Origin of the sequence: Flavobacterium flabelliforme (assembly GCF_017948675.1) — a bacterium.
In the GTDB taxonomy this organism is placed as follows: Bacteria; Bacteroidota; Bacteroidia; order Flavobacteriales; family Flavobacteriaceae; genus Flavobacterium; species Flavobacterium pygoscelis.
This window is the reverse complement of sequence record NZ_JAGFBU010000001.1, coordinates 1,275,162-1,300,753: the sequence shown is the minus strand read 5'-3', so window position 1 is coordinate 1,300,753 and position 25,592 is coordinate 1,275,162. Positions and strand designations below refer to the sequence as shown.

At 33.0% G+C, this 25,592-nt stretch carries 23 protein-coding genes and 1 pseudogene; 10 read left to right on the top strand and 14 right to left on the bottom strand.

Going from position 1 to position 25,592, the window contains the following annotated elements; genetic code table 11:
* Positions 1 to 34: 34 nt before the first annotated feature.
* From J3S90_RS05725 to J3S90_RS05700, 6 genes are all read right to left on the bottom strand, one after another.
* A complete protein-coding gene (locus J3S90_RS05725; RefSeq protein WP_188049402.1) occupies positions 35 to 1,069 on the bottom strand; it encodes a vWA domain-containing protein in 1,035 nt (344 codons plus the stop codon).
* A 58-nt stretch (positions 1,070 to 1,127) separates the two neighbouring features.
* Positions 1,128 to 1,508 carry a GxxExxY protein gene (locus tag J3S90_RS05720; RefSeq protein WP_210645365.1) on the bottom strand — a complete coding sequence of 127 codons (381 nt, stop codon included), beginning with the start codon at positions 1,506 to 1,508 and terminating at the stop codon, positions 1,128 to 1,130.
* A gap of 66 nt (positions 1,509 to 1,574) precedes the next feature.
* Positions 1,575 to 2,576, bottom strand: a complete 1,002-nt coding sequence (locus tag J3S90_RS05715) for a vWA domain-containing protein (protein ID WP_210645363.1) — start codon at positions 2,574 to 2,576, stop codon at positions 1,575 to 1,577.
* The gene (locus J3S90_RS05710) at positions 2,576 to 4,207 is read right to left on the bottom strand and encodes a hypothetical protein (protein ID WP_210645361.1); all 1,632 of its coding nucleotides are present in this window, start codon (positions 4,205 to 4,207) and stop codon (positions 2,576 to 2,578) included. Before J3S90_RS05710 ends, J3S90_RS05715 begins: the two co-directional genes overlap by 1 nt.
* A gap of 129 nt (positions 4,208 to 4,336) precedes the next feature.
* On the bottom strand, positions 4,337 to 5,200 hold the full coding sequence (locus J3S90_RS05705) for a DUF58 domain-containing protein (RefSeq protein WP_188049397.1): 864 nt from the start codon (positions 5,198 to 5,200) through the stop codon (positions 4,337 to 4,339).
* 125 nt (positions 5,201 to 5,325) lie between these two features.
* The gene (locus J3S90_RS05700; protein ID WP_188049396.1) at positions 5,326 to 6,330 is read right to left on the bottom strand and encodes an AAA family ATPase; all 1,005 of its coding nucleotides are present in this window, start codon (positions 6,328 to 6,330) and stop codon (positions 5,326 to 5,328) included.
* 211 nt (positions 6,331 to 6,541) lie between these two features.
* Here J3S90_RS05700 and J3S90_RS05695 point away from each other — a divergent pair, with 211 nt between their 5' ends.
* The 5 genes from J3S90_RS05695 (at position 6,542) to J3S90_RS05675 (ending at position 11,340) form a co-directional block, all read left to right on the top strand.
* Positions 6,542 to 7,414, top strand: coding sequence for an aldo/keto reductase (locus J3S90_RS05695; protein WP_188049395.1), 873 nt, complete (start codon positions 6,542 to 6,544; stop codon positions 7,412 to 7,414).
* Positions 7,415 to 7,673: 259 nt separating this feature from the next.
* A complete protein-coding gene (locus tag J3S90_RS05690; RefSeq protein WP_210645359.1) occupies positions 7,674 to 8,426 on the top strand; it encodes an SDR family NAD(P)-dependent oxidoreductase in 753 nt (250 codons plus the stop codon).
* A gap of 84 nt (positions 8,427 to 8,510) precedes the next feature.
* On the top strand, positions 8,511 to 9,650 hold the full coding sequence (locus J3S90_RS05685; protein ID WP_210645357.1) for an ATP-binding protein: 1,140 nt from the start codon (positions 8,511 to 8,513) through the stop codon (positions 9,648 to 9,650).
* A 424-nt stretch (positions 9,651 to 10,074) separates the two neighbouring features.
* Complete coding sequence (locus J3S90_RS05680; RefSeq protein WP_210645356.1) at positions 10,075 to 10,800, top strand: metallophosphoesterase family protein; 726 nt, start codon at positions 10,075 to 10,077, stop codon at positions 10,798 to 10,800.
* 42 nt (positions 10,801 to 10,842) lie between these two features.
* Positions 10,843 to 11,340 carry a DUF6646 family protein gene (locus tag J3S90_RS05675; RefSeq protein ID WP_210645353.1) on the top strand — a complete coding sequence of 166 codons (498 nt, stop codon included), beginning with the start codon at positions 10,843 to 10,845 and terminating at the stop codon, positions 11,338 to 11,340.
* A gap of 91 nt (positions 11,341 to 11,431) precedes the next feature.
* Here the strand turns inward: J3S90_RS05675 and amaB are convergent, their stop codons facing one another.
* The 3 genes from amaB to J3S90_RS05660 all read right to left on the bottom strand — a co-directional run bounded on the left by amaB (position 11,432) and on the right by J3S90_RS05660 (position 14,962).
* Entirely contained in the window at positions 11,432 to 12,979 is a 1,548-nt protein-coding gene (amaB, locus tag J3S90_RS05670) for an L-piperidine-6-carboxylate dehydrogenase (protein ID WP_188049390.1), read from the bottom strand.
* Positions 12,980 to 13,283: 304 nt separating this feature from the next.
* A complete protein-coding gene (locus J3S90_RS05665; protein ID WP_210645351.1) occupies positions 13,284 to 13,814 on the bottom strand; it encodes a 3-hydroxyanthranilate 3,4-dioxygenase in 531 nt (176 codons plus the stop codon).
* Between the two features lie 38 nt (positions 13,815 to 13,852).
* Positions 13,853 to 14,962 carry an endonuclease/exonuclease/phosphatase family protein gene (locus J3S90_RS05660; protein WP_210645349.1) on the bottom strand — a complete coding sequence of 370 codons (1,110 nt, stop codon included), beginning with the start codon at positions 14,960 to 14,962 and terminating at the stop codon, positions 13,853 to 13,855.
* Positions 14,963 to 15,226: 264 nt separating this feature from the next.
* Here J3S90_RS05660 and J3S90_RS05655 point away from each other — a divergent pair, with 264 nt between their 5' ends.
* From J3S90_RS05655 to J3S90_RS05640, 4 genes are all read left to right on the top strand, one after another.
* Entirely contained in the window at positions 15,227 to 16,123 is an 897-nt protein-coding gene (locus J3S90_RS05655) for a S66 peptidase family protein (RefSeq protein ID WP_210645521.1), read from the top strand.
* Positions 16,124 to 16,282: 159 nt separating this feature from the next.
* On the top strand, positions 16,283 to 16,642 hold the full coding sequence (locus J3S90_RS05650) for a YraN family protein (protein WP_188049387.1): 360 nt from the start codon (positions 16,283 to 16,285) through the stop codon (positions 16,640 to 16,642).
* Between the two features lie 110 nt (positions 16,643 to 16,752).
* Positions 16,753 to 17,409 carry an aspartate kinase gene (locus tag J3S90_RS05645; RefSeq protein ID WP_188049386.1) on the top strand — a complete coding sequence of 219 codons (657 nt, stop codon included), beginning with the start codon at positions 16,753 to 16,755 and terminating at the stop codon, positions 17,407 to 17,409.
* 63 nt (positions 17,410 to 17,472) lie between these two features.
* The gene (locus J3S90_RS05640) at positions 17,473 to 18,081 is read left to right on the top strand and encodes a hypothetical protein (protein WP_210645347.1); all 609 of its coding nucleotides are present in this window, start codon (positions 17,473 to 17,475) and stop codon (positions 18,079 to 18,081) included.
* Positions 18,082 to 18,135: 54 nt separating this feature from the next.
* On the opposite strand, the gene mfd is transcribed toward J3S90_RS05640, so the two are convergent.
* Both mfd and J3S90_RS05630 read right to left on the bottom strand, forming a co-directional pair.
* On the bottom strand, positions 18,136 to 21,504 hold the full coding sequence (gene mfd / locus J3S90_RS05635) for a transcription-repair coupling factor (protein ID WP_210645520.1): 3,369 nt from the start codon (positions 21,502 to 21,504) through the stop codon (positions 18,136 to 18,138).
* Positions 21,497 to 22,102, bottom strand: a complete 606-nt coding sequence (locus J3S90_RS05630; RefSeq protein WP_210645345.1) for a hypothetical protein — start codon at positions 22,100 to 22,102, stop codon at positions 21,497 to 21,499. Before J3S90_RS05630 ends, mfd begins: the two co-directional genes overlap by 8 nt.
* A 221-nt stretch (positions 22,103 to 22,323) precedes the next feature.
* On the opposite strand from J3S90_RS05630, the gene J3S90_RS05625 reads away from it, so the two are divergent.
* Positions 22,324 to 23,262 carry an L-threonine 3-dehydrogenase gene (locus J3S90_RS05625; protein ID WP_210645343.1) on the top strand — a complete coding sequence of 313 codons (939 nt, stop codon included), beginning with the start codon at positions 22,324 to 22,326 and terminating at the stop codon, positions 23,260 to 23,262.
* 51 nt (positions 23,263 to 23,313) lie between these two features.
* Here J3S90_RS05625 and J3S90_RS15915 read toward each other — a convergent pair.
* The 3 genes and pseudogenes from J3S90_RS15915 to J3S90_RS05605 all read right to left on the bottom strand — a co-directional run bounded on the left by J3S90_RS15915 (position 23,314) and on the right by J3S90_RS05605 (position 25,491).
* Positions 23,314 to 23,823 (bottom strand): annotated as a pseudogene (locus J3S90_RS15915) (transposase).
* Between the two features lie 18 nt (positions 23,824 to 23,841).
* Entirely contained in the window at positions 23,842 to 24,420 is a 579-nt protein-coding gene (locus tag J3S90_RS05610; RefSeq protein ID WP_188049381.1) for a hypothetical protein, read from the bottom strand.
* Positions 24,421 to 24,429: 9 nt separating this feature from the next.
* Positions 24,430 to 25,491, bottom strand: coding sequence for a hypothetical protein (locus tag J3S90_RS05605; RefSeq protein ID WP_210645339.1), 1,062 nt, complete (start codon positions 25,489 to 25,491; stop codon positions 24,430 to 24,432).
* Positions 25,492 to 25,592 lie beyond the last annotated feature (101 nt).

Genomic DNA, 25,592 nt, shown 5'->3' with positions numbered 1-25,592 from the left:
TATGCCTAAAAGGAGGTAAACCTTTTAGAAATAATTATTTATTCTCGTTAAATAAATCTAACTTTTTAACCCACTTGGTTTTTCTTTCCAACAGAAAAACATCAGCAAATAACAGCAAAAATGCAAAACCCAGAAACCATTGAAATTGCGATTGAAAATCAGCCATTTCAGTAGCTTCAAATTCTGTCTTTTGAATTTTATCTAAAGTAGCTTTGATGTATTCTAAAACCTCTTTAGTATTATTCCCGTTTACATAACCTCCTTTAGTCGCTTTTGCAATGGCTTCTAAACTCGCTCTGTTCATCTTGGTAATGACCACTTCATTATTGTTGTCTTTTTGGAAACCTTGAACTACACCATTACTCTTCAACGGAATCGTAGCCCCTTTTTCAGTTCCTATACTTATTGTAATAATTTTTAATCCTGCTTTGTTGGCTTCTTCGGCTGCCGCTTGCGCATCGTCAGAATGATCTTCTCCATCCGAAATCAAAACTAATAATTTACTTGTTTTACTTTTTTCATCAAAATAAGTGATCGCCAGTCGTATGGCATCATCTAGAGATGTTCCTTGCGACGAAACCATTTCGGTATTCATACTTTGCAAAAACATTTTAGCCACACTATAATCACTTGTAATAGGCAACACTGGGAAAGCACTTCCTGCATAGGCGACTATCCCTATTCTATCACTTCCTAATTGATTGATAATTTGGGAAACAATTTGTTTACTCTTGTCTAATCTATTGGGCGCAACATCTTCAGCAAGCATACTCTTAGAAACGTCCATTGCAAAAACAATGTCGATTCCTTCTCGCTTTACCGTTTCCATTTTAGTACCAATCTTTGGATTAACCAAAGCAATAATTAGTGCTAATAAAGCCACAACAAAAACTACTAATTTCAATACGGGCTTAAAAACCGAACTCTCCGGACTCAATTTTTTCACCATTTCTAAATCTCCAAACTCTCGTTTCTTTTTTCTTTTCCAATATAAATTAGCAAGAAAAACTAACACGATAAGCGGTAGTATAAAAAGGAGATACAAATATTTTTTTTCGTCTAATTCCATATTCTTTAACCACAATGGTCACAAAGTTTTTCACAAAGTGCACCAAATTTATGTGCATTTATAAAGTTCCATTAATTACTCTTCTAACACCATTCTTTAATAAACTGACATTAAAATTGATCAACAATCCTAATTTACAATTTGATAATTTTAAATAAGTCAACAACTGAGCTAAATGCACATCAGTGAGCGCCTCGACAGATTTTATTTCAACAATAAATTTATCTTCAATAATAATATCAATTCTATAACCAACATCTAATCTAACTTCTTCATAGACCAGCGGTAATTGTTTTTGTTTTTCAACTTTTAAACCTGACTTCTTAAGTTCGTAAAATAAACATTCCTCATATGCACTCTCTAATAAACCAGGGCCTAAAACTTTATGAATTTTTAATGCACTTTCAAAAACAATTTTTGATATCTCATTTTCATCCATATTAAATATAATTTATTTTAAACTTAGTGACCACAGTGCCTTCCTTGTAAACCTTGTGTTTAAAAGTTAAATAAAACTTCTAAAAACTGTTTTTCTCAACCCAAATTCAGCCAATAATAAAAAACCAGCAAGCCAAACAAAAGCTCTGTATTTTTCATCATAATCATAAAATTTTAATTCTTCTATTTCAGTAGTTTCCAGTTTATTGATAGAAGCATAAATCTCTGCTAACTTAGAATTACTCGTTGCTCTAAAATATTTTCCATCGGTTTTGGCCGCAATATTTTTCATCAATTGTTCGTCAATTTCAACCTTCATGTTTTGAAATAAAAACTGTCCATTCGGCGCAACAGCATAAGGAGACATTGCCATACCGTTAGTTCCAATTCCGATGGTATATACTTTAATCCCGTATTGTTTTGCAATATCTGCCGCTGTTTCTGGCTCAATAAATCCAGCGTTATTGACACCGTCTGTCAACAGAATTATCACTTTACTTTTTGCCTTACTATCTTTCAATCGGTTCACAGCAGTGGCTAATCCCATTCCAATTCCTGTTCCATCTTGCAAAACATTATCGTACTTGATGGTTTTGATAGCCTCCAGAATAATTGGTTTATCGCTGGTTACTGGTGTTTTTGTGTAAGCTTCTGATGCATAAATAACTAATCCTATTCTATCATTTGGTCGTTCTTCTACAAAGTCGGCTGCCACTTTTTTAAGCGCTTCGAGTCGGTTTGGCTTTAAATCTTTAGCCAGCATACTTCCTGACACGTCAATTGCCATTACAATATCAATTCCTTTTGTGGTTTTAGTTTTGTTACTCACATCCACCGTTCTTGGTCTTGCTAAGGCAATAATTAAAGAACACAATGCAACAATTCTAAAGCCGTTTAAAATTGGTTTTAATTTCGTTAAAGTAGATTCTGATCCTTTAAAACCCTGCAAAGAACTTATTTTTAAAGTTGCTGTTTGCTCGTTCTTTTTCCAAAACAACCAAAAAACGGCTACAGGAATGAGTAGAAATAACCAAAAAAATTCTGGGTTCAAAAAAGTTATTTTATCCATTATTTAGTTACTTGTTTTAATTCAACCGAGTTCAAAACTCTTTCTGAAATTTCATTACCGTATTTATCTCCTTCTTCATGCATTAATATTATTTGCTGTAATCCACCTTCTTGACTAAACAACAAAGCTTCATAATATAATTTAGCACTCGATTTTGTCAAAGCATCCATTTGCGAAAAAGTCCCATAGGCTTTTACACCTTTTACACCTTCTTTGGTTTCAAATTCTTCCTGCTTCACAATCATGTTTTGAGCACCTTGCGATTCTAATGATTGTAAAATTCCATCCATTGATTTAGTCAAATCGATTTCTGTTTCTTGCTTGAATTTTAAGGTCGAAACCATTAAATAAAAATGATCTAAAACACTTCCGTAAGCAAAAGATTGCATTTCTTTGATCAAAGCCATACCTTCTTTTGGCAAAGTTTTGGTCAAGTCTACTCTTTTTAACACTTTTGGAGTTTCAATTACAACTCCTGGATTTCCGTATTCACTTTTAACCCATTCTGCTTCTAATAACTCTTTTGTAGGATGTCCCAGTAAATTATCTTTGACATAATCAAATCCCTTGGTAGCAATTAAAAAAATCGTTGTAGCCAATAGCAAAAACAGCACTGAAGCCACTGCCGTAATAATTCGCTTTTTACGCTGCTTTTGTAATTGAATTTGGATCTGTTTTTGTCTTTGAGCTTCATTCAATAAGGTATCTTCCTCAACTTCTACCGCTACTGGAATCGATTTATCTAAAGTTAAAATTACTTTTTGAATTTTATTTCGATCCTCAGTGATTTCAAAATCCAATGGTTTTGATTTGGCAAACTTTACTAAATCGGCTTGTTTTAAGACGCGCTCTAAGTTTTCAATAATTTCCTGCGAAAGCGTCATTTTCTTTTTGACAGAAGCAGCTCTAAGTCCTTGAATCAATTCGGAAGTCGTACTTTCCATTGCTGGAATTTCAATCGCCTCTTCGATGTAATTCCTGGCAATATCGGTTAACTCACTATAATAGGCTTTGACTTCTCCTTTTTGCCACAATTCTTTTTTCTCCAAAGTATCTAGCAAAGTAGTGGCTTTCTCTATTGGTGTTTTTATGATGGCTTCTTGTAATTTTTTCTCTTGGCGTTTTTTAAGGAACCAATAAATAAAAGCACCAATTCCAATAATTAACGCAATGATTAAAAGGTATTTCCACCAGTTTCCAATAGGATTTTCAGCAGGAGCGATATCCTTGATGTCAAACATTTTTTGTTTTAGAGTATCCACTTGAACATTAGCAACCTCAACCAAAAGCGAATCCGTCATAAACGGTTTGCTATCGATAAAGATTTTGATGCTTGGAACAACATAGCGCCCAGAATCAAACTGAGTCAGTCCGTATTTTTTGATTAATTCATAACGCCCATCAATCTTAGCGGTATCAACAGGATACGAACGAATAACCTCTAAAGCACCCACATTTTTTAATTTTGGAAAAATAACTTTAGACGATGGATCAACCGTTGTTTTTATTGAAAGTTTAAACTCCGCACCAATTTTATTTTTAAGCGTATCAATACTTGTAACCACTTGTTTTTGTTGCGCAAAAACAGCCGTGGAAAGCAGTAGAAATAATAAATATATTTGTTTTTTCATCTTCTTATTTTTTCCTATCCACTCCCAACGCTTCAGGACTTTCCGAAGAAAAGGGAGGCGAATGCGAAATGTATTTCTGTCTCATATTCTACTCCAAACTCCTCCCCTTCGGGGAGGTCGGGAGGGGATTTATCTCGATTTAAAATAGCTTAATAATTTCGTCACATAACTTTCGTCAACTCTTGTGTTTACAACACCTGATCCTGATTTACTAAAAGTGTCCTTAAAATAGTTCAGCTTTTCATGATATAATTTTTCGTAATTCATTCGAACTGATTTCGAACCTGTATTTACCAATTGAATTTCGCCCGTTTCAGCGTCAAGCATAGAAACCATTCCTAAATCTGGCATTTTTTCTTCTCGAATATCGTATACTCGAATTCCAGTTATATCGTGTTTCTTCGCAGCAATCTTTAAAGTATTTTCGTAATTCTCGGACATAAAATCTGAAATTACAAATACAATCGCTTTCTTTTTTTGAGTTCCCGATAAGAATTTTAGTGCTTGTGCAATATCGGTTTTGTGACTTTTAGGTTGAAATTCAATTAATTCCCTAATAATACGAAGTACGTGAGATCTTCCTTTTTTTGGCGGAATGTACAACTCGATTTCATCTGAAAACAAAATCAAACCTATTTTATCATTATTTTGAGTGGCAGAAAATGCCATTGTTGCTGCAATTTCTGTAACAATATCTTTTTTAAACTGATTTTTAGAACCAAAACTTTCAGATCCTGAAATATCGACCATCAACATCATGGTTAATTCTCGCTCTTCTTCAAAAACTTTTACATGAGCTTCATTGTAACGCGCAGTAACATTCCAATCAATTGCACGAATATCATCTCCATATTGATATTGTCGTACTTCGCTGAAGGTCATTCCTCGTCCTTTAAACGAAGTATGATATTCCCCAGAAAAGATGTGATCGCTCAATCTTCGGGTTTTGATTTCTATTTTACGTACTTTTTTTAAAAGCTCTTTTGTATCCATGTTTTTTATTGCCACAAAGGCGTCAAGGCGCTAAGTTTTTTTCAAAGCTCTTTTATATCCATTTGATTGGTGATTAACAACTGATGATTTCAGATCTAAAAATCTTGCATCATAAATCTGAAATCTTAGGGAACTTCAACTTCGTTTACGATTTTGTTTATGATGTCTACAGACGTTATGTTTTCAGCCTCTGCTTCATAAGTGATTCCAATTCTGTGACGCAATACATCATGCACTACAGCGCGAACATCTTCCGGGATTACATAACCACGACGCTTGATAAATGCATAACATTTTGCCGCGTTGGCTAAGTTGATACTTCCACGAGGTGAAGCTCCAAAACTGATTAATGGTTTTAATTCGGCTAACTTATATTGCTCTGGATAACGTGTTGCAAAAACAATATCTAATATGTATTTTTCTATTTTTTCATCCATATACACTTCACGAACCGCTTCTTGAGCTCGTAAAATTTGCTCTACAGAAACTACAGCATTTACTTTTTCGTAACTTCCTTTTAAGTTTTGGCGAATTACTAAACGCTCGTCTTCCATTTTTGGATAGTCAATCACTGTTTTTAGCATAAAACGATCGACTTGTGCCTCCGGAAGTTGATAGGTTCCTTCTTGCTCCACAGGGTTTTGAGTAGCAAGAACTAAAAATGGTCGGTCTAACTTGAATGTCGTATCACCAATAGTCACTTGTTTTTCCTGCATCGCCTCTAATAAAGCTGATTGCACTTTAGCAGGCGCACGGTTAATCTCATCGGCAAGTACAAAGTTGGCAAAAATAGGTCCTTTTTTTATAGAAAATTCATTTGACTTGATATTGTAAATCATAGTTCCTACAACATCTGCTGGCAATAAATCTGGTGTAAATTGGATTCTACTGAACGATCCTTGCACGGCTTGCGAAAGCGTATTAATCGCCAATGTTTTTGCCAATCCCGGAACTCCTTCTAATAAAATATGTCCTTGACCTAAAAGTCCGATTAACAAACGCTCCACCATGTGCTTTTGACCCACAATGACTTTGTTCATTTCCATGGTGAGAAGGTCTATAAAAGCACTTTCTCTTTCAATTTTTTCATTGATTGCTCTGATGTCTAAAGTAGCCGTATTTTGTTCCATTTTATTATTTTTAAAACCTTGAATTTAATGCCTTTGTTTTGAAGGTGCAAATTGAATTTTTTTTTAGAGGTAAGATGTTAAAAAATGGTTAAAACTTCAGTAAATACCTTAATTTTAAGGATGAATTATGATACAATTTTTATATTTTTAAGAACTTTGAAAAATAAACTTTGAATTAGAGAATTTACGTATTCAACAAAAAATAAAAACAATGAGCAAAACAAATTTATCACCCGTTATAGCTGGTGTCATGAATTGGGGAATTTGGGATAAAAAACTAAATACCAAAGAAATGGAGAATATGATTCATGTGTGTTTAGAAAATAAAGTAACCACTTTTGATCATGCAGATACTTATGGCGATTATACAACCGAATCTGATTTTGGAAAAGCACTTGCTTCCAGCAAAATTGCAAGAGAAAAAATGCAACTAATCTCTAAATGCGGCGTGCAATTAGTAACAGAAAGTCGCCAAAATACGATTAGACATTATGACTATTCTAAAGAATATATCATTTCTTCGGCTGAGAATTCATTAAAAAATTTACAAACCGATTATCTAGACGTTCTTTTACTACACCGACCAAGTCCTTTGATGGAAGCGGATGAAATTGCAGAAGCTGTTTTGAAATTAAAATCAGATGGGAAAATAATCGATTTTGGATTGGCAAGTTTTACTGCTTCGCAAACAGAATTGATTCGTCAAAAAACGGAAATTAGTTACAATCAAGTTCAATTTTCGGCAACTAACTTTAAACCGATGGTTGACGGAAGTTTTGATTATATGCAGATGAATAACATTCGTCCGCTTTCCGGAAATCCTTTAGGTTCTGTATTTAGAGAGGATAATTCACAAACTCGTAGATTAAAAAAACTATTGGTTACCTTAATGGAAAAATACCATTTAGGTTCAGATTCCATCTTGATCGCTTGGATTTTACAACATCCGGCAAAAATAATTCCTATTGCAGGAACAGTAAATGTGGCACGTATTCAATCGTTAAAAAAAGCAGTAGAATTAAAATTAGACAAAGAAGACTGGTTTGCGATTTGGACTGCAAGCATGGGCGAAGATGTAGCGTAATTTTTTTTTACAATTGACACGGATTTCTCGGAGTTTCACAGCTCTATTTTTAACGAATTAGTGTTAATGAATAAAGGTTTGCGTGAGGGATTGCAGTGGAGCTCTTTATTTATTTTTTCTCGTTTTTGGACGAGAAAAAATAAATAAAAGCGGGAACGGAAAGCCCGACCTAAAGTTACGAGGAGGAATGACGACGAAATTTTAGGTCACGCCCAAATAAAAGTAGGACTAATTTTAGCATGAAATAAAAAATAAAAAAATGAGTAAAATAGCTTTAGTAACTGGTGCTAGCAGCGGAATTGGGAAAGCAACTGCGCAAATATTAGCCAAAAATAACTACAAAATTATTCTGTGTGGTCGCCGTGAAGATCGTTTATTAGAATTGAAAAAGGAATTGTCCGCGTTTACAGAAGTCTACACTTTATCCTTTGATGTTCGAGATAAAAAAGCAGTTTTTGACAGCATTAATTCCTTGCCAGAAGCATTTTCTAAAATTGATGTTTTGATTAATAATGCCGGAAATGCACATGGTTTGGATTCAATTCAGAATGGAGATTTAGACGATTGGGATGCAATGATCGACATTAATGTAAAAGGACTTTTATATGTTTCGAAAGCTATAATCCCGAAAATGATTGCGCAAAAATCAGGTCATATTATTAACATTGGTTCGATTGCTGGAAAAGAAGTGTACCCAAATGGCAACGTTTACTGCGCCTCTAAACATGCTGTTGACGCATTAAATCAGGCGATGCGAATTGACTTGAATCCTTTTGGAATTCGCGTTGGTGGAATTCATCCGGGAGCAGTTGAAACAGAGTTTAGCGAAGTGCGTTTTAAAGGAGATTCGGAAAGAGCGTCCAATGTTTACAAAGGTTTTGAGCCGTTGCGAGCTGAAGATATTGCTGATATTATTCATTTTGTAGTTTCTAGACCGTATCATGTAAATATTGCTGATTTGATTGTACTTCCTACTGCGCAAGCCTCGGCGACGGTGATGAATAAATCTTAATAAAAGTGAACCGCAGATTATAAAGTGAAAATAAATCTGCGAATCTGCGGTAATTTTTATAACGTGTTTTAAAAAAAGAATTCAATGATCAACAAACGCATTCTTATAAAAAATCTTCTCGCTCATAATGACGAGAGCAGTTTTTTTGATAAAAAGCGGCAGTTGAATTTACATTCGCAAGAAGGAAAAGCTAAGTTTTTGAAACATATTTGCGCCTTATCAAATTCGAATCCCACAAACAATTCCTATATAATTGTTGGCGTCGAGGATCAAGATAATACAATTGTAGGAGATGATTTTTTTGACGACAGCCGAATTCAGAATTTAGTAAATGCGTATCTAGAAAATCCTCCGAAAATACAATATGAGAATATCCCTTTTCCAAATTTACCCAAGGATAAAGTAATTGGATTGGTTACTATAAGTCCAAAAAGCAATACGTCACATTTTAAAAAAGGGATTTATACCATTCCAATTTACAGTGTTTATATGCGTCAAGGCAGCAATACCATGCCAGTTATTGGTAAAATTGAAAAAAATTACCAAAATACAGAAACTGTTTTAGGTATCGAGAATAATTCTAGAAATAGTATTGCTTATACGCTTGATGGTGTAATTGATTTCTTGAATTTTCGGCACAAAGACATGGCGCCGAAATATAAAGTATTTAAAGAATTATTTGTAATTTGTTGGGCAGGGATTCCTAAAAGATCGCGCGACAAAACCTATTTATCGCGCGTAGATATTGAACTCATTAATGAACAGATTAAGTTATTTTACTCCGCTCAAGATGTGGTTGAAATTACTTATGATGAGGATAGCTTTACTATTATAGAATATGTTCCTTTGGGATTAAATGACAAAACAAGTTATTATCCGTTAGAAAAACAGACGATTCATTTTCAAGATAATGGGTATTACAAAATTGATAGAGTAATGCTTTTTGAACCACCGAAATTCAATAAAAAAATGCTGTTTCATATTTACAATTCAAACATTGCTTTGTTGAACAAATTACAAAAAGGGCATTCATTATCCAATCAAGAACAAAAAGATTTAGAGAACTTACCCTCAACCTTTATGATTTGTTACCTTAACGGTTTTGATGATGCAAAACAAAAACTGATAGATGCAAAAGCATTATTGAAGCCATTCTTATCCGTATACCTATCGTTTAAAGAAGCGTTACGTATTTTAAGAAAAATGAAGTATGATGTACAATAGATAGAAACTCCTCCTATTTTAGAAAGAATGAACATTTAAAATAATAAATAATTTTTGGTTTTATAAATTCTAAAATAAAGAAATTACTGCTTTTAAAACCAAAGAAATCATTTTAGCTAAAAGTAAGGATAGAGAAAGAAACGTACTCATCTTGAACAAATTTAAATTATTTTTTGTAAAGTTAATTTTAAAAATACTCAAAAACAATCCCCTAAATTAGTGATATTTAACCCTAATTAAAAAATAATTTACAATTGGAATTTGAGTTTAACTAGATTGTATTTTATGTTCACCTTATTGTAATTAATTTTTAAAATATATATTAAAAACACACTGTTTCAGGACTGTTTTACTTATTTTTATAAATTGAAAAATAGCATTTCCTTTATGCTATTTTTACATTATTAAAAAGACAAAATAGGACATGAGAACACTTGTTATAGGCGATATCCACGGTGGCTTGAGAGCGCTTCACCAAATTATGGAAAGAGCTAAAGTTACTAAAAATGACACTTTGATTTTTTTGGGGGATTATGTTGATGGCTGGAGTCAATCTCCACAAGTCATCGATTTCCTTATTGCATTAAAAACAAAGCAAAACTGCATCTGCATTCGTGGGAATCATGACGATTTATTATTGGAGTGGCTTGATGAAAGTAAAGATAATTTGTTATGGTATAAACATGGTGGAGAAGCCACCGTAACTGCTTATGAATCTGTTAGTTTAATAACCAAAAAAAAGCATATCGAATTCTTAAAATCACTTCATAATTTTTTCTTAGATGAGCAAGGTCGTTTGTTTGTTCATGCTGGCTTTACTAATATGAATGGTATTGAATATGAGTATTTTCCGAACCAATTTTATTGGGATAGAACTTTATGGGAAACGGCTTTGTCACTTGATAATAGAATGAATTTAGACCACCCATTCTACCCAAAACGTTTTACACTTTATAATGAGATTTATATTGGTCATACTCCTGTTACCCGAATTGGAGAAACAACTCCTGTTCAAAAAGCAAATATATGGAATGTAGATACTGGAGCAGCTTTTAAAGGTCCGTTGACCATTATGGATGTTGATACTAAAGAATTTTGGCAGAGTGAACCCTTACATCAATTATATTTTGATGAGAAAGGAAGAAATTAGATTAATTGAACTAATTTTACGTCAAATTTAAAATTGAAGAGTATGAAAAAGACTATTACATTAGCGTTACTATTCACTATCGGTCTTATAAATGCACAAGCATTTAAAGGAAATGGAGATGTGAAATTTGATATTGGAGCAAACATTCAAAACGGAGGATCTGGAATTAGAGTCTCTACAGATTTTGGTCTTGGAGAAAACATGTCTTTTGGATTCGTTACTTCTTATTTATTATCTGTTTCTAAAGATGAATTAGACAACACGCCGTCTTTTGGAGATAGAGTAGATGTTAAAGGTCGTTTTAATGCGAACTTAGGGAATGTATTTCAATTAGATCCAAAAATGGATATTTATCCAGGATTAGATTTAGGGTTAAGAAATTTTGGAGCACATTTAGGTTTCCGTTATTTCTTTACAGAAGGTTTTGGTATTTTTACAGAAGCAGGAATTCCAATTGCAAGTTACAAAACAAATCCTGTTGGGTTTGATCGATTAAACAACCAATTTGTATTTAACATTGGTGCTTCTTTTAATTTATAGTTTTATTACAACATAAATTTCACAAAGTAGTAAGTATAAAAAAAGGCAATTTGAAAATTTCAAATTGCCTTTTTTAGTATTTTATTTTAGACTACAAATCAAATTTGATTCCTTGTGCCAATGGCAACTGTGTACCGTAATTGATTGTATTGGTTTGTCTTCTCATATACGCTTTCCAAGCATCCGATCCAGACTCGCGGCCACCACCAGTTTCTTTTTCTCCACCAAATGCACCACCAATTTCTGCTCCAGAAGTTCCAATATTTACATTGGCAATTCCGCAATCAGAACCCGATTGAGATAGGAACAATTCCATTTCTCTCATGCTATTGGTAAAGATAGAAGAAGAAAGTCCTTGTGGAACTCCATTTTGCATTGCAATTGCTTCTTCGATTGTGCTGTATTTCATTACATATAAAATAGGTGCAAAGGTTTCAGTTTGAACAATGTCAAAATGATTGGCCGCTTCAATGATACATGGTCTTACATAACAACCACTTTCGTAACCTTCACCTTCTACTAAACCACCTTCTACAATAATTTTTCCACCTTCTTTTTTAGCCGCTTCAATAGCTTCTAAATAATCTTTCACAGCACCTTTGTCAATTAGCGGTCCAACGTGATTATTTTCGTCTAATGGATTTCCAATTTGTAACTGACCGTAAGCATTTTTCAAAACACTAATCGTTTTGTCATACACACTTTCGTGAATAATTAAACGTCTCGTAGAGGTACAACGTTGTCCGGCAGTTCCAACTGCACCAAAAACAGCACCTACTAAAACCATACTAATATCTGCATGTTCTGAAACTATAATTGCATTGTTTCCTCCTAATTCAAGAATGGTGTTTCCAAAACGTTCCGCCACAGTTTTTGATACGTGACGACCAATTCTAGTTGATCCAGTAAAAGAAACTAAAGAAATTCTTTTGTCATTATTGATTAAATCACCTGACTCATTTCCTGTTACTAAACAGCTAACTCCTTCTGGTACATTATTTCTTTTAAGAACAGTTTTGATTATGTTTTGACAAGCAATACCACATAAAGGCACTTTTGAACTTGGTTTCCAAATAGCAACATCACCACAAACCCAAGCAATCATAGCGTTCCAACTCCAAACCGCTACTGGAAAGTTGAAGGCAGAGATAATTCCAACGGTTCCTATTGGATGGTATTGTTCGTACATTCTGTGTAAAGGTCTTTCAGAGTGCATCGTTAATCCGTAAAGTTGACGAGATAATCCTACTGCAAAATCGCAGATATCAATCATTTCCTGAACTTCTCCGTATCCTTCTTGAAGACTTTTTCCCATTTCATAAGAAACAAGTTTTCCAAGAGGTTCTTTAAATTTTCTTAATTCATCCCCCATCTGACGAACGATATCCCCTCTTTTTGGAGCTGGAATCATACGCCATTCTAAAAAAGCTTCTGATGCTTTTTGCATTGCTTTTTCATAATCTTCTTTTGAAGAAGTTTTTACTTTTCCAATTAAAGCGCCGTCTGCTGGCGAATAACTTTCGATGATTTTTCCGTTGGCAAAATTAGATTCACCTGTAGATGTTCCTTCATTTATGGCTTCAATCCCTAATTGCTTAAGGGCTTCTTTGATTCCGAATTGATCTGCTATTGTTATCATTGTAACTTTTTTATTAAAAATTGTTATATTTTTATACAAACATACCGATTTAAGGTGAAATAATAATCAGTATTATTTTTATTTTCCTCTATAAGTAAAGGAAATTTAAAATGCTTTTTTTTTAAATTATACTTCAATTGCCCATGGAATTTAGCTTACCATTGTTCTGTTCTGGAATTAGAATTTACTGTTTTTCTATGGATGATTTCTAGCCCTGATAGTAGCGGCATCCTTTTATCTCGTTCTTTAGAGATAAAAGATACAGCGGATAGCAGGAATAGCTATAAAAAAAATTAGAACTTAATTAAACAAACTTAGGATCTGTTTCCATGATAGTTTCACATTTGGAGCACGTTCTCAACTTTTCTGAGCTATAAAAATGCTTGAAATGTGGTAAGAAATCTTTTTCGATATCGTGCAACTCAAAATAAACTTCGTGTAATTTATGATTGCAATTATCGCAAAACCATAATAATCCATCTGTATATCCTAAACCTGCTCTTTTGCGCTCAATTACCAAACCAATTGAACCTTCGGAACGGACAGGCGAATGTGGAGTTTTGGCTGGATGCAAGTACATATCTCCCGCATGAAGTTCCATTTCTCGGCGTTCTCCGTTATCTTGAACAATTACTTTTATAGAGCCTTCTAGCTGATAAAACAACTCTTCGGTTTCATTATAATGATAATCTTTACGGGCATTTGGCCCCGCAACTACCATAATGATATAGTCTCCAGAATCCGTATATAAGTTTTTATTTCCAACAGGAGGTTTTAGTAGTTCCCGGTTTTCTTCAATCCATTTACTGAGGTTGAAGGGTTTTGCTATTGCCATTTTTTTTGTTTTAAACGTAAAGTTATGAAATAATAAAACTATTTTTTTTCTTTGATCAAATAAATATAGACTGGGAAATGGTCGCTAAAACCAATTTCGGTGGTTGAATGTCGCAACGGATATCCTTTGTATTGACCACTATTTTGAATCAAAAAGGGTTTATTGTAAATTCCTGCTTTCCAATACCTAAAACTAGAATAATCGGTTTGAATTAGAGTCTCGGAAACCATTATTTGATCAAAAATATCCCATGCATCGCGGTACGCAATAGTTCCCATTCCGTTTTTAGCCATTTCTTCAAATGGATTGTAGATTCCAAATTCCTTAACTTCTGCTTTTTTTGCTTTGGCTCCAAGAGCAATTTTGACGCTTTTGTTATACGGCCCATCATTAAGATCACCCATGGTAATCACTTTTGCTTTTGGATTTATACGTTGCAGTGAATCGATTATTTTTCTATTTAATGCACCTGCAGCTTCTCTAAACGGACTTGACTTTTTTTCACCTCCAGAACGAGACGGCCAGTGATTGACAATAATGTTAATTTCTTCACCATCTAAAAACCCTGTTACTAATAATTGATCCCGAGTATACACCCTATAATTCTTTGGACTCACTTGCAACTCATCATCCGTAATATCTTGTGGATTAATTTTGATTTCTTCCTTTCTGGAAATCTCTTTCTTATAAATGTACAATGGAATGTTTATGGAACTTGTAGGCTTGAATTTATTTTTTCGATACAATAACGCCACATCAATTCCGCGTTTGTCTGGTGAGTCAAAATGAATAATTCCGTAGTCTTTCTCGATCAGTTGGGGTTGTTTTACCAAGTCTTCAAGAACGTTTCTATTTTCGATTTCGCATCCACCAATAAAAGTGGGAGCATCTGTATTTTCAGAAGAGCCGATTTCAGCTAAAACACGAGCTAAATTACTTAATTTCTTTTGGTATTTATCAACACTCCAACGTTGTAAACCCGTTGGTGTCCACTCTTCATCAAAAGTTTCTGGATCATCAATAGTATCAAAAAGATTTTCAAAGTTGTAGAATGCTACTGTGTGAATGATGTATTTCTTGGGTTGCGCATGACTATTTGTGAATGCAAAACATAAAATAAGAAAAGGAATCCAAAATAGTATTCTCATAAATTTAATTATTACAATCATTAATTCGATTTCAAATGAATCAGTTACGAGTAAAAATAGTCAATTGGAATTGGAACTTAAAATTATTTTGGAATTGTCTATCTTTGTTTCTACAATAAAACCGCTTTATTATTCTATTTTTTCAATAAAACACAAAGCATGCTTCATAAAAAAACTCACATTACAATACGCAACCCTTTTATATATCAATTAATTTTTATTCTTTTTATTTTACAATCTTTTAATAGTCAAGCCCAAAAACAGATGATTACACCACCAAAATTACAAAAAGGAGATACGGTAGCTATTTTGGCAACAGCCAGAAAAAATATAGATGATAATTTAAAACCCGCAATTGATTTATTAAAAAGCTGGGGACTTAATGTAGTAATTGGTAGTACAATTGGCTTAGACAATAAACAATTGGCAGGGACGGATGCAGAACGAGCTGCTGATTTTCAGCAACAGATGGACGATCCAAATATAAAAGCAATTTGGTGTGTAAAAGGGGGTTATGGCACAGTTAGAATCATTGATTTACTAGATTTTACAAAGTTTAAACAGCAGCCAAAATGGCTTATAGGTTTTAGCGATGTTACAGCTTTACACAATCATTTGAATACGATGGGATTTAAATCTATTCATGGTATTATGCCAGTAACTGTTGCGAGAGCAACACCCGCAGCCATCGAAACTTTACGAACTGCTTTATTTGGAGGAAAGCTAAGTTATGAGGTACAACCTTTTGCCATGAACAGACTTGGCAAAGCTTCAGGAGAATTAGTTGGCGGAAATTTATCTATTTTATACAGCCTTTTTGGCTCTCCATCAGCCATTGATTGTTCTGATAAAATTTTATTTATAGAAGATTTAGATGAATATTTATATCATATAGATCGAATGATGATGAACTTAAAGCGCAATGGTTGTTTAGAAAGTATCAAAGGAATTATTGTAGGATCGATGACAAAAATGAAAGATAACGACATTCCTTGGGGGAAAAATGCTGTTGAAATTATTGATGATGTTACCAAAAAATACAATATTCCAGTGTTATATAATTTTCCTGCAGGACACATTCAAGACAATAGAGCCTTGATTTTAGGGAATAAAGTGAGTCTTGAAGTAAATAATAAATTGAGTACTGTGGTATTTGAATAGCTACGATTTACATTTCAGATTGCTGATTAACGATTTCAGATTTTATAATAGAAACATCATTAATTGATTTTTAGATTGCGTATTTTAGATTAATTACGAATGATTTCTTTAATTAATTTTTGATTGAACACTAACAACTGAAACTGTAAACTGAAATAAATGGCTGAACACAACGAACTTGGTAAATTAGGGGAAGAAATGGCTGTTGAATTTTTAACCAAAGAAGGCTACACAATTTTAGAAACCAATTGGACTTTTCAAAAAGCAGAGATTGATATTATTGCACAAAAAGAAAATATACTTGCCATAGTCGAAGTTAAAACGAGATCATCCTTAGATTTTGGTCTCCCACAAGACTTTGTTAAACCCAAAAAAATACAACTTCTCGTTAAAGCTGTTGATGCTTTTGTAAACCAAAAAAATATCGACCTCGAAGTTCGTTTCGATATCATTGCCATTCACAAAGAAGACAAATCTTTTGTTATTGAGCATCTTATCGATGCTTTTTATTACTTTTAAAGGCTTTTGCTAATGTTATATTTGTAACAAATTGTTTTTTTATTTACATTTGCATTTTGTTTCACTTCGGAGCAAAAGCATTTTTACTTTAAATAAAAAAATAGTTCCTTATGAAAACGGTATCTTCCATTGTAGAAAACTACATTAAAACCAAGCCTTTTTTATTGAATGCCTTATCACTTGGTATTATCAATTTGACCTCATTATCAAGAAATATAATGACCGAATTGGAAAATGATTTTGGCAAAGAAGTAAAACAAGGCGCTGTTGTAATGGCTTTAAAAAGACTTACAGAAGAACTAGATTTTCGATTAAATCATAAAATTAATAAAGTCATCAAAAACATCGGAGAAATAACCGTTCGTTCTGCCTTGACTGATTATACCTTTGCCGCATCCGATACTGTTTTGAACAAACAAGCCGATTTAATTACAGATATTAACTCTTTTCCTGACATTTTTTACACTTCTTCAAGAGGAGTAAATGAAACCAACATTGTCGTAAGCAATAGCGTTAATCATTTGGTTGACAAACACTTTGCTGGTGAAAAATTGATTCAAAAACTGGACAATCTAGCCTCGATAACGGTAAAATTACCTAAAGAAAATATTGTTGTCCCTGGTATTTATTACTTCATTTTTCAGCGTTTGGCTTGGGAAGGAATTATAATAAACGAGGTTATTTCCACTTCTAATGAGTTTACGATTTTAGTGAGTGAAGAGCAAGTTGATGTGGCATTTAAAGTGATAAAGGATTTGAAGAATTAATGACATTTAATTATAAAGCTTCCAGCCTTTGAAAGGCTGGAAGCTTTCGAAAAATAAACTCTTATGAATCCAATTCCTCTAGAAAACGGTAGATATTATCACATTTATAATAGAGGCAATAATGGTATTGATTTGTTTTTTGAAACCGAAAATTACAATCATTTTTTAAGATTGTACACAAAATACATTGATCCAATAGCAGAAACTTATGCTTGGTGTTTAATGAGGAATCATTTCCATATTCTGGTTTATATAAAAGAAATCGACGAAATTGATGTTTCAACATTAGAATATTCCTCTACTGATAAACCGAAAGCCATAAGCGCTTCAAAACAGTTTTCGAACTTATTTAATGCTTATACCTTGGCAATGAATAAACGATATAAAAGAACTGGTAGTTTATTTGAGAAAAATTTTAGGAGAAAATTAGTTAGTTCTGATGCTTATTTCCAAAAACTTATTTTTTATATTCATAATAATCCTGTGCATCATAAGTTTACAGAAACGATAATTGAATATCCTTGGACTTCGTACGGTACTGTTATATCAAAAAAAACAACCAAATTACAAAGAGAAAAAGTAATTGAAACTTTTCATGATTTGGAAAACTTTATTTATTGTCATAGTATTGATCAGGATTTAGGTGAAATCGAAGATTTGATTATAGAATAAATAAATTTAAAGCTTCCAGCCTTAGAAAGGCTGGAAGCTTTAAACACTAAATTATTATTTCCCTCCCAACATTTCCATATATTCTAAAGCAGTCCTTGTATTCTTAACATTTTCAAAAGTTAACAAAAGCTTTAAACCTGTTGGGGTTTCTTTTTCTTTTATTTTACAAATTGCACTATTCTTTTGAACGAATTGTAACATATTAGTAAATCGCTTCGATTGGTAATAATCGGATTGCTGATCGGATACAAAATAACCAATCATTTTTCCTTTCTTCATTACTAATTTCTCAATTCCTAATCGAGTTGCGATCCATTTGATGCGAATACTATTCATCAAAGCTTTTGCTCGTGGAGGCATCGGACCAAAACGGTCAATCAATTTATTTTGAAAAACAATCAAATCTTCTTCGTTTTTTACCGCTCCTAATTCATTATATAAACTCAATCGTTCCGATACATTATTGATGTATTCATCAGAAAACAACAACTCGAAATCGGTATCGATTTGCAAGTCTTTTACATATTCTTTGGTTTCAATATCATTTTCTTCTGGATATAAATCCTTGAATTCATTTTCCTTCAATTCATCAATGGCTTCGTTTAGAATTTTCTGATAGGTATCAAAACCTATTTCATTAATAAATCCACTTTGTTCACCACCTAATAAATCTCCAGCACCTCGAATCTCTAGATCTTTCATGGCAATATTAAAACCACTTCCCAATTCACTGAATTGTTCTAATGCTTGAATTCTCTTTCTAGCATCATCGGTCATCGCAGAATATGGAGGACAAATAAAATAGCAAAATGCTTTCTTATTACTACGTCCTACTCGACCACGCATTTGATGTAAATCAGACAATCCAAAGTTATTGGCATTATTAATAAAAATCGTGTTTGCATTAGGAACGTCCAATCCACTTTCAATTATTGTGGTAGCCACTAAAACATCAAATTCACCGTTCATGAAAGCCAACATCAACTCTTCCAGTTTTTTTCCATCCATTTGTCCGTGACCAATTCCCACTCGGGCATTAGGTACCAAACGTTGAATCATTCCAGCAACTTCTTTTATGTTTTCTATTCTGTTATTAATGAAGAAAACTTGACCGTTACGCTGAATTTCATACGAAATCGCGTCGCGAATCAGCTCTTCACTAAAACCTACCACATTGGTTTCAATAGGATATCTATTGGGTGGCGGAGTTGTAATTACTGACAAATCACGAGCCGCCATTAATGAAAACTGTAAAGTTCTCGGAATTGGCGTAGCAGTCAATGTCAACGTATCAACATTAGCAGCAATCGTTTTTAATTTATCTTTAACATTTACACCAAATTTTTGCTCCTCATCCACAATCAACAATCCCAAGTCTTTAAAAACTACATTTTTGTTCACTAATTGGTGTGTTCCAATAACGATGTCTAGTTTTCCGTCAGCTAAATCTTTTAAGGTTTCAGCTTTTTGTTTGGCGGTCCTAAATCGGTTTAAGTAACCAATTGAAACCGGCATATCTTTCAACCTTTCGGTAAAAGTTCTGTAATGTTGATACGCCAAAATAGTCGTTGGAACTAAAATGGCCACTTGTTTGCTATTATCAACTGCTTTGAAGGCAGCGCGAATTGCCACTTCGGTTTTACCAAATCCTACATCACCACAAACTAAGCGATCCATCGGGCGATCACTTTCCATATCCGCTTTAACTTCTTGAGTTGATTTGGTTTGATCTGGCGTATCTTCATAGATAAACGAACTTTCTAATTCGTTTTGCAAATAACTGTCTGGTGCAAACTGAAATCCTTTATCCAAGCGTCTTTTAGCATAGAGTTGAATCAAATTAAACGCCACGTGCTTAACACGAGCTTTGGTTTTTTGTTTTAAAATCTTCCAAGCATTCGAACCTAACTTATATATTTTAGGTGGCGCTCCATCTTTTCCGTTGTATTTCGAAATTTTGTGAAGCGAATGAATACTCACATACACAATATCATTATCAGCATAAACCAATTTGATGGCTTCTTGCGTTTTACCTTCCACTTGTATTTTTTGCAAACCACCAAAACGCCCTATTCCATGATCAATATGCGTTACATAATCACCAACGGATAAAGTCGTAAGATCTTTTAAAGTGATATTTTGTTTTTTTGAATAGCCACTTTTGATATTAAATTTATGATAGCGTTCAAAAATTTGATGATCCGTATAACAAGTAATTTGGTTTTCTTCATCAACAAATCCTTGGTACAAAGGCAGAACAACGGTATGATATTGCTTGCGGATGTTCTCAGAATTGGCTTCGTCAAAAGTTTCGAAAATATCGTGAAATCGCTTTGCTTGCGCTTCATTCGAAGAGAACAAATAATTCTTATAGCCATTGAAATGGTTTTCACTCAAATTATTCAATAATAAATCAAATTGTTTGTTGAAGGAGGGTTGCGGCTGAATGTGGTATTCGAATTTTTTAGTAGTTCTAAAAATAGGTTTAGAACTCACCTCAACAACAGAAAAATCCAATGCTCGTTTTATAAAAGAAGCTTGATTCAAGAACAATTGGTCTGGTGTAGAACGTTTTATTTCTTGAGATAATTTAGAAAAAGCTTCTTCTGCCTTTGCAAATTGTTTGTCTAATTGCGATAAAAAATCTTCGGTGTTTTGGATAAAAATTACTGTTTTCTCCGAAATGTAATCTAAGAAACTCTCTCTATTTTCCTGAAAAATTTTGTTTTCAACATTGGGAATTATAGTAATTTTCTTTTGCGTTTCAATGGATAATTGTGTGGCAACATCAAAACTACGAATACTTTCTACTTCATCGCCAAAAAATTCTATTCGGTACGGATTATCATTTGAAAAAGAAAAAACATCTACAATTCCTCCACGAACGGAGAATTCGCCGGGTTCTGTAATAAAATCGACTCTCTTAAATTCATATTCAAATAAAACTTCATTGATAAAATCGATAGAAATTTTATCGCCAACAGCTACTTTCAAGGTGTTTTTATCCAATTCTTTTCGAGTCACAACTTTTTCAAAAAGTGCTTCAGGATAAGTAACAATAATAGCTGGCTTTTTACGAGAATTAATACGATTTAAAACTTCGGCACGAAGCAAAACATTCGCATTGTCCGTTTCCTCGATTTGGTACGGACGGCGAAAGGATCCCGGATAAAAAAGCACATCCTGATCGCCAATCATTTGTTCTAAATCGTTCAGATAATAGGCAGCTTCCTCCTTATTGTTTAAAACTATTAGAAAAGGAAGTTCTGCTTTTTTAAAAATAGAGCGAATTACAAATGAAAATGCTGATCCTATCAAACCAGAAAGATGCATTTTTACTTGATTATTTTCTAGCAAACTAGCAGCTATTTGCTGTGTTTTTGGAGAATTATCGTAGGTATTATATAAGACTGTTTTACTCAACTCTAGGTGTGTTTGGATCTGTAATTGGTGTGTTTGGAATAGCTCGCGAAGCATCCATCATTTTTAATAAATCAGATTCGCCTATTTCGACTGGAATCTTACTTTTATCAATCGTTTTTTCCATTTGTCTCTGCAAGGAAACTAGTTCTGTATTGATTTCTGCAATAATACTAGCCACTTTTTTTTCTGGTATCACGTCTAAATTAATATATAGATTCAGCATTTGTACTTTAGCTAATACAGTAGAAATTCTACTTTTTATGGGAGGGATATTAAATTCAGCAGGAATATTATCGTTTAAAGCCATGACTTTTGTAGTTAGCACTTTTGATTTTTGTTGAAAAGCACCGAGCGTTTTTTTGGGCTTTTGAGCTAATTCATTCAAAAAAAGGCGCCATTCGTTCCAATTAGCCATGCTTTTTTCAGAAGCTTCGGTTATCGGAGTATCATAAAAAACCCAACTTTTTTCAATGTTTTTAAATTGAACTTCCTTTCTCTGAATCTCTTTATTATTTTCTGCAATTCGTTTTTGATCGTCATTTTGACAAGAAGAAAAAATGAAAACCAAAAAAAAGAAGATTGCTATTTTATTTATCATTTCGATTTGAATTAAAACACAAAGTTACAAAGTAAATTTACAATTACGAATTCACATCTAGGAATAACAATCTAATATTATTATCGCTTTTTTTATGACTAAACGAGTGAAAATTAAGAGAGAAAGTTCGTGATTACTATTCGATTTGTGAATTTATAAATCTTTTCTTGAAAATAAAGATATCTACGAAAACATTATATTTGTATTTCAAAATAGACAAAATGAGCACTAAAATATTGATTATAGGCGCTTGCGGACAAATTGGGACAGAACTTACCCATAAATTACGTGAGATATATGGTACCGAAAATGTAATTGCATCAGATATCAGGAAACTGAATACCGATGTTGTTAATTCCGGTCCTTTTGAAGTAGTAAACGCATTAGATTTCAATCAAATTGAGCACCTTGTAGAATTGCATCAAATAGATGAAATTTATCTAATGGCTGCCTTATTATCGGCTACAGCCGAAAAAAATCCTGCATTTGCGTGGGATTTGAATATGAATTCTTTATTTCATGTTTTAAATTTAGCCAAAGCTGGAAAAATTAAAAAAATATTCTGGCCTTCTAGTATTGCCGTTTTTGGTCCAACTACTCCAAAAGAAAATACGCCTCAATATACCGTTATGGAACCTTCTACAGTTTACGGAATCAGTAAACAAGCTGGTGAAAGATGGTGTGAATACTATCATAATATTTTTGGTGTCGATGTGCGAAGCATTCGATATCCTGGCTTAATTAGTTGGTCATCGCCTCCTGGTGGTGGAACTACTGATTATGCGGTGGATATTTTCCATAAAGCACTTTCTGATAAAACATATGAATGTTTTTTATCATCTGAAACTAAAATGCCAATGATGTATATGGACGATGCAATTGCTGCAACGATTCAAATCATGCAAGCGCCAGTGGAAGAAATAAAAATTCGTTCTTCCTATAACTTAGCTGCAATGAGCTTTACGCCAACAGAAATTGCTGCTAAAATAAAAAAACATATACCTGAGTTCACTATCACATACGAACCGGATTTCCGTCAAAAAATTGCGGACAGCTGGCCTGCCAGTATTGATGACGCTGAATCTAGAAAAGACTGGAACTGGAAACACAAATTTGATTTGGAAACCATGACAACAGATATGCTAGAACATTTAAAGTAAAAACTTAAGTGTCACAAAAAAGAGGCTGTCCGAAAAAACAGCCTCTTTTTTTTATTTATAAGTTTTGATTTCTAAATAATTTTTAGAATATTCTAAATTTGGTATCAAAAATTGTCTTAAAAGATTAGTGAGTTGGTTAGTAAAGTTAAAAAATGGTTTAAAATTCTGTGACCATACTTTTGCTATCCATTTAGAAAAATTGTGAGCAATGGCAATCAATCCAAATTCAATGTTTACTTTGGTTATTTTGGTTAAGGTAAATCTTTTAAATCCTTTGTTTTGCTCAATACTTCCAAAAACAGGTTCTGGTTAAATACATCTTTTAGAATAAACTTCCTTTCCTAATTCAATTTTTAAATTTTCTCTTGCTTTGGTTTTAAGTTTTTGAAGATTATGATTAATTTCTATTATCCTGTTTCCTTGTGCTTTAAAACACTGTCCTCTCACGGAGAAATCATTACAATTAACCTCTTGACAAACAGAGTGGTATTGTATGAATACTGTTGTTGTTTGTGATTCTTTGTATAGATTTTGGTCATTTTTTGTCAATAAAGTCGTCATCAAAGAAGTTATAAAGAATTAATTAATTTCACTGACATTATTATAATGATAGGATTCTACCCAAATACCGTTTACCTTTTTTAATAATATAGCTTTTTCTGTGCTAAATCCTATTTCAATAGCAAAAGATCGATAAAATAGAAAGGCATGTTTTTGGTCTAAAGTAATTAACGGTTGCGACATATAAAAACCGTACCCTCCTAATTCACTACTTCCGCGCTTACGTAAAGTTTCGTAGGGGAAAATTTTAAACTTATGGTTAATAAAATCAGATTTTTTCCACTTATAGGATAATTTGTCATTCTTATATTTCTGTTTTAATGTAGCGATTTCAACTGAATCAATCTCCCACGAATATGGAGGAGCTCCATTGGGCATAAAACTCTTTACCCCGTCATAAAGATTTCTTTGATTATAAGCATTTTCATAGTACTGTAGGGCCATTGTTCTGGGCAAAGCCTCTTCAACTAAAATGTTACTATATTTATCATTTATAAATTGATTTTTTATAAAATCGTTTATAATTTCTTTTTCAACTTTTGTAGAGGAGCACGAAATAAATAACGTTATAAAAACTGCGATTATCGTTTTTTTCATGATTTCGATTTATTGACAAGGTTTTCCTTTTGGAGAATAACTAGGGTCATTACTACCATTATTTTTTTCAGTGATATAATTGTTTTTAATTCTATTATACTCAGCACTACCTTCATTGTATTTACTTTTAAAAATATTAGTAGTCATCAAAGTCCCCATCATAATATCTTGATAAAACTGAGTAGGAGAATCGGTCGGTATTCCAGTGTTAAATTCTTGTAATGAAGATGCCATAATTTTAATAAAACTTTTCCAGATTTGGGCGTGTTGAGCATCATCTGCCCCTACATATTGGTTTGACACATATTTACTGTATAAAATATCAAAATTGTCAAGTGCTTTGGGAACTCCATTATTTTTGTTATCATCAAATAGACTAAAAAAATAAGTATGAACCATCTCATGAATCATTACTGCTGCAATTGCAAGATTTGTGGGAGGCTTATTTATACCTGTTCCATCTATACCATATAAAAAATCACTATCCAATGTAGTAGAATAATTATTTGGAGCGGTTTGTTTAGTTGAACCTGGATTACCATTGTTAGGTTTTATTTCGTAAGTTAGATTATAAACAGTTGAAGTTTTTCCAAGCTTTTTAAATATATCTGCAATATCACTTTGTGTTAGTTTTTTCAATTTATCTAAAACTGCTTTCGTACAAGGATCGAGTTTGCTATCATCAATTTGGTCTTCAATAGCTTGTGCTGTTAACTCATCTGTAGCTATAACCCCACTCCATGTATTTATTTCAGAATCAAATGTATAAACCATTCCATCGTTATAAACTTTTTGCTGATTAACAGGATAATTAAAAATTAAAAACGAATATTTTGCCGGTTTTGATTTAACAATAACATCAGCAAGATTTATGAGCACTATTTTCCAAATATTATTTATAAATTGGTATCTAATGAATTTACCTTCAGGCGATAAAAAATCAATAATTTGATTCTCAGTGGGAAATTGAGGAAAACTTGGTGTTTCTCCATTTCCACCTGCTCCTCCACCTTCTATTCCGCAAGTGCTTACTCTATAGATATTTTTTTCACAAGAACAAGTGGTGTACATATAATCCCAAATTTGCCTACCGCTAGCATAAATTTTAAAATAGAAGCTTTAAAATATATAATTCACTTTTTTAAGATATTTCTTAAATTAAAGAAGGGGGA

Bases quoted from the DNA above. Each gene is read 5' to 3' on its own strand.
- J3S90_RS05725 (WP_188049402.1), bottom strand. From the start codon at position 1,069: ATGGAATTAGACGAAAAAAAATATTTGTATCTCCTTTTTATACTACCG.
- J3S90_RS05720 (WP_210645365.1), bottom strand. From the start codon at position 1,508: ATGGATGAAAATGAGATATCAAAAATTGTTTTTGAAAGTGCATTAAAA.
- J3S90_RS05715 (WP_210645363.1), bottom strand. From the start codon at position 2,576: ATGGATAAAATAACTTTTTTGAACCCAGAATTTTTTTGGTTATTTCTA.
- J3S90_RS05710 (WP_210645361.1), bottom strand. From the start codon at position 4,207: ATGAAAAAACAAATATATTTATTATTTCTACTGCTTTCCACGGCTGTT.
- J3S90_RS05705 (WP_188049397.1), bottom strand. From the start codon at position 5,200: ATGGATACAAAAGAGCTTTTAAAAAAAGTACGTAAAATAGAAATCAAA.
- J3S90_RS05700 (WP_188049396.1), bottom strand. From the start codon at position 6,330: ATGGAACAAAATACGGCTACTTTAGACATCAGAGCAATCAATGAAAAA.
- J3S90_RS05695 (WP_188049395.1), top strand. From the start codon at position 6,542: ATGAGCAAAACAAATTTATCACCCGTTATAGCTGGTGTCATGAATTGG.
- J3S90_RS05690 (WP_210645359.1), top strand. From the start codon at position 7,674: ATGAGTAAAATAGCTTTAGTAACTGGTGCTAGCAGCGGAATTGGGAAA.
- J3S90_RS05685 (WP_210645357.1), top strand. From the start codon at position 8,511: ATGATCAACAAACGCATTCTTATAAAAAATCTTCTCGCTCATAATGAC.
- J3S90_RS05680 (WP_210645356.1), top strand. From the start codon at position 10,075: ATGAGAACACTTGTTATAGGCGATATCCACGGTGGCTTGAGAGCGCTT.
- J3S90_RS05675 (WP_210645353.1), top strand. From the start codon at position 10,843: ATGAAAAAGACTATTACATTAGCGTTACTATTCACTATCGGTCTTATA.
- amaB (WP_188049390.1), bottom strand. From the start codon at position 12,979: ATGATAACAATAGCAGATCAATTCGGAATCAAAGAAGCCCTTAAGCAA.
- J3S90_RS05665 (WP_210645351.1), bottom strand. From the start codon at position 13,814: ATGGCAATAGCAAAACCCTTCAACCTCAGTAAATGGATTGAAGAAAAC.
- J3S90_RS05660 (WP_210645349.1), bottom strand. From the start codon at position 14,962: ATGAGAATACTATTTTGGATTCCTTTTCTTATTTTATGTTTTGCATTC.
- J3S90_RS05655 (WP_210645521.1), top strand. From the start codon at position 15,227: ATGATTACACCACCAAAATTACAAAAAGGAGATACGGTAGCTATTTTG.
- J3S90_RS05650 (WP_188049387.1), top strand. From the start codon at position 16,283: ATGGCTGAACACAACGAACTTGGTAAATTAGGGGAAGAAATGGCTGTT.
- J3S90_RS05645 (WP_188049386.1), top strand. From the start codon at position 16,753: ATGAAAACGGTATCTTCCATTGTAGAAAACTACATTAAAACCAAGCCT.
- J3S90_RS05640 (WP_210645347.1), top strand. From the start codon at position 17,473: ATGAATCCAATTCCTCTAGAAAACGGTAGATATTATCACATTTATAAT.
- J3S90_RS05630 (WP_210645345.1), bottom strand. From the start codon at position 22,102: ATGATAAATAAAATAGCAATCTTCTTTTTTTTGGTTTTCATTTTTTCT.
- J3S90_RS05625 (WP_210645343.1), top strand. From the start codon at position 22,324: ATGAGCACTAAAATATTGATTATAGGCGCTTGCGGACAAATTGGGACA.
- J3S90_RS05610 (WP_188049381.1), bottom strand. From the start codon at position 24,420: ATGAAAAAAACGATAATCGCAGTTTTTATAACGTTATTTATTTCGTGC.
- J3S90_RS05605 (WP_210645339.1), bottom strand. From the start codon at position 25,491: ATGTACACCACTTGTTCTTGTGAAAAAAATATCTATAGAGTAAGCACT.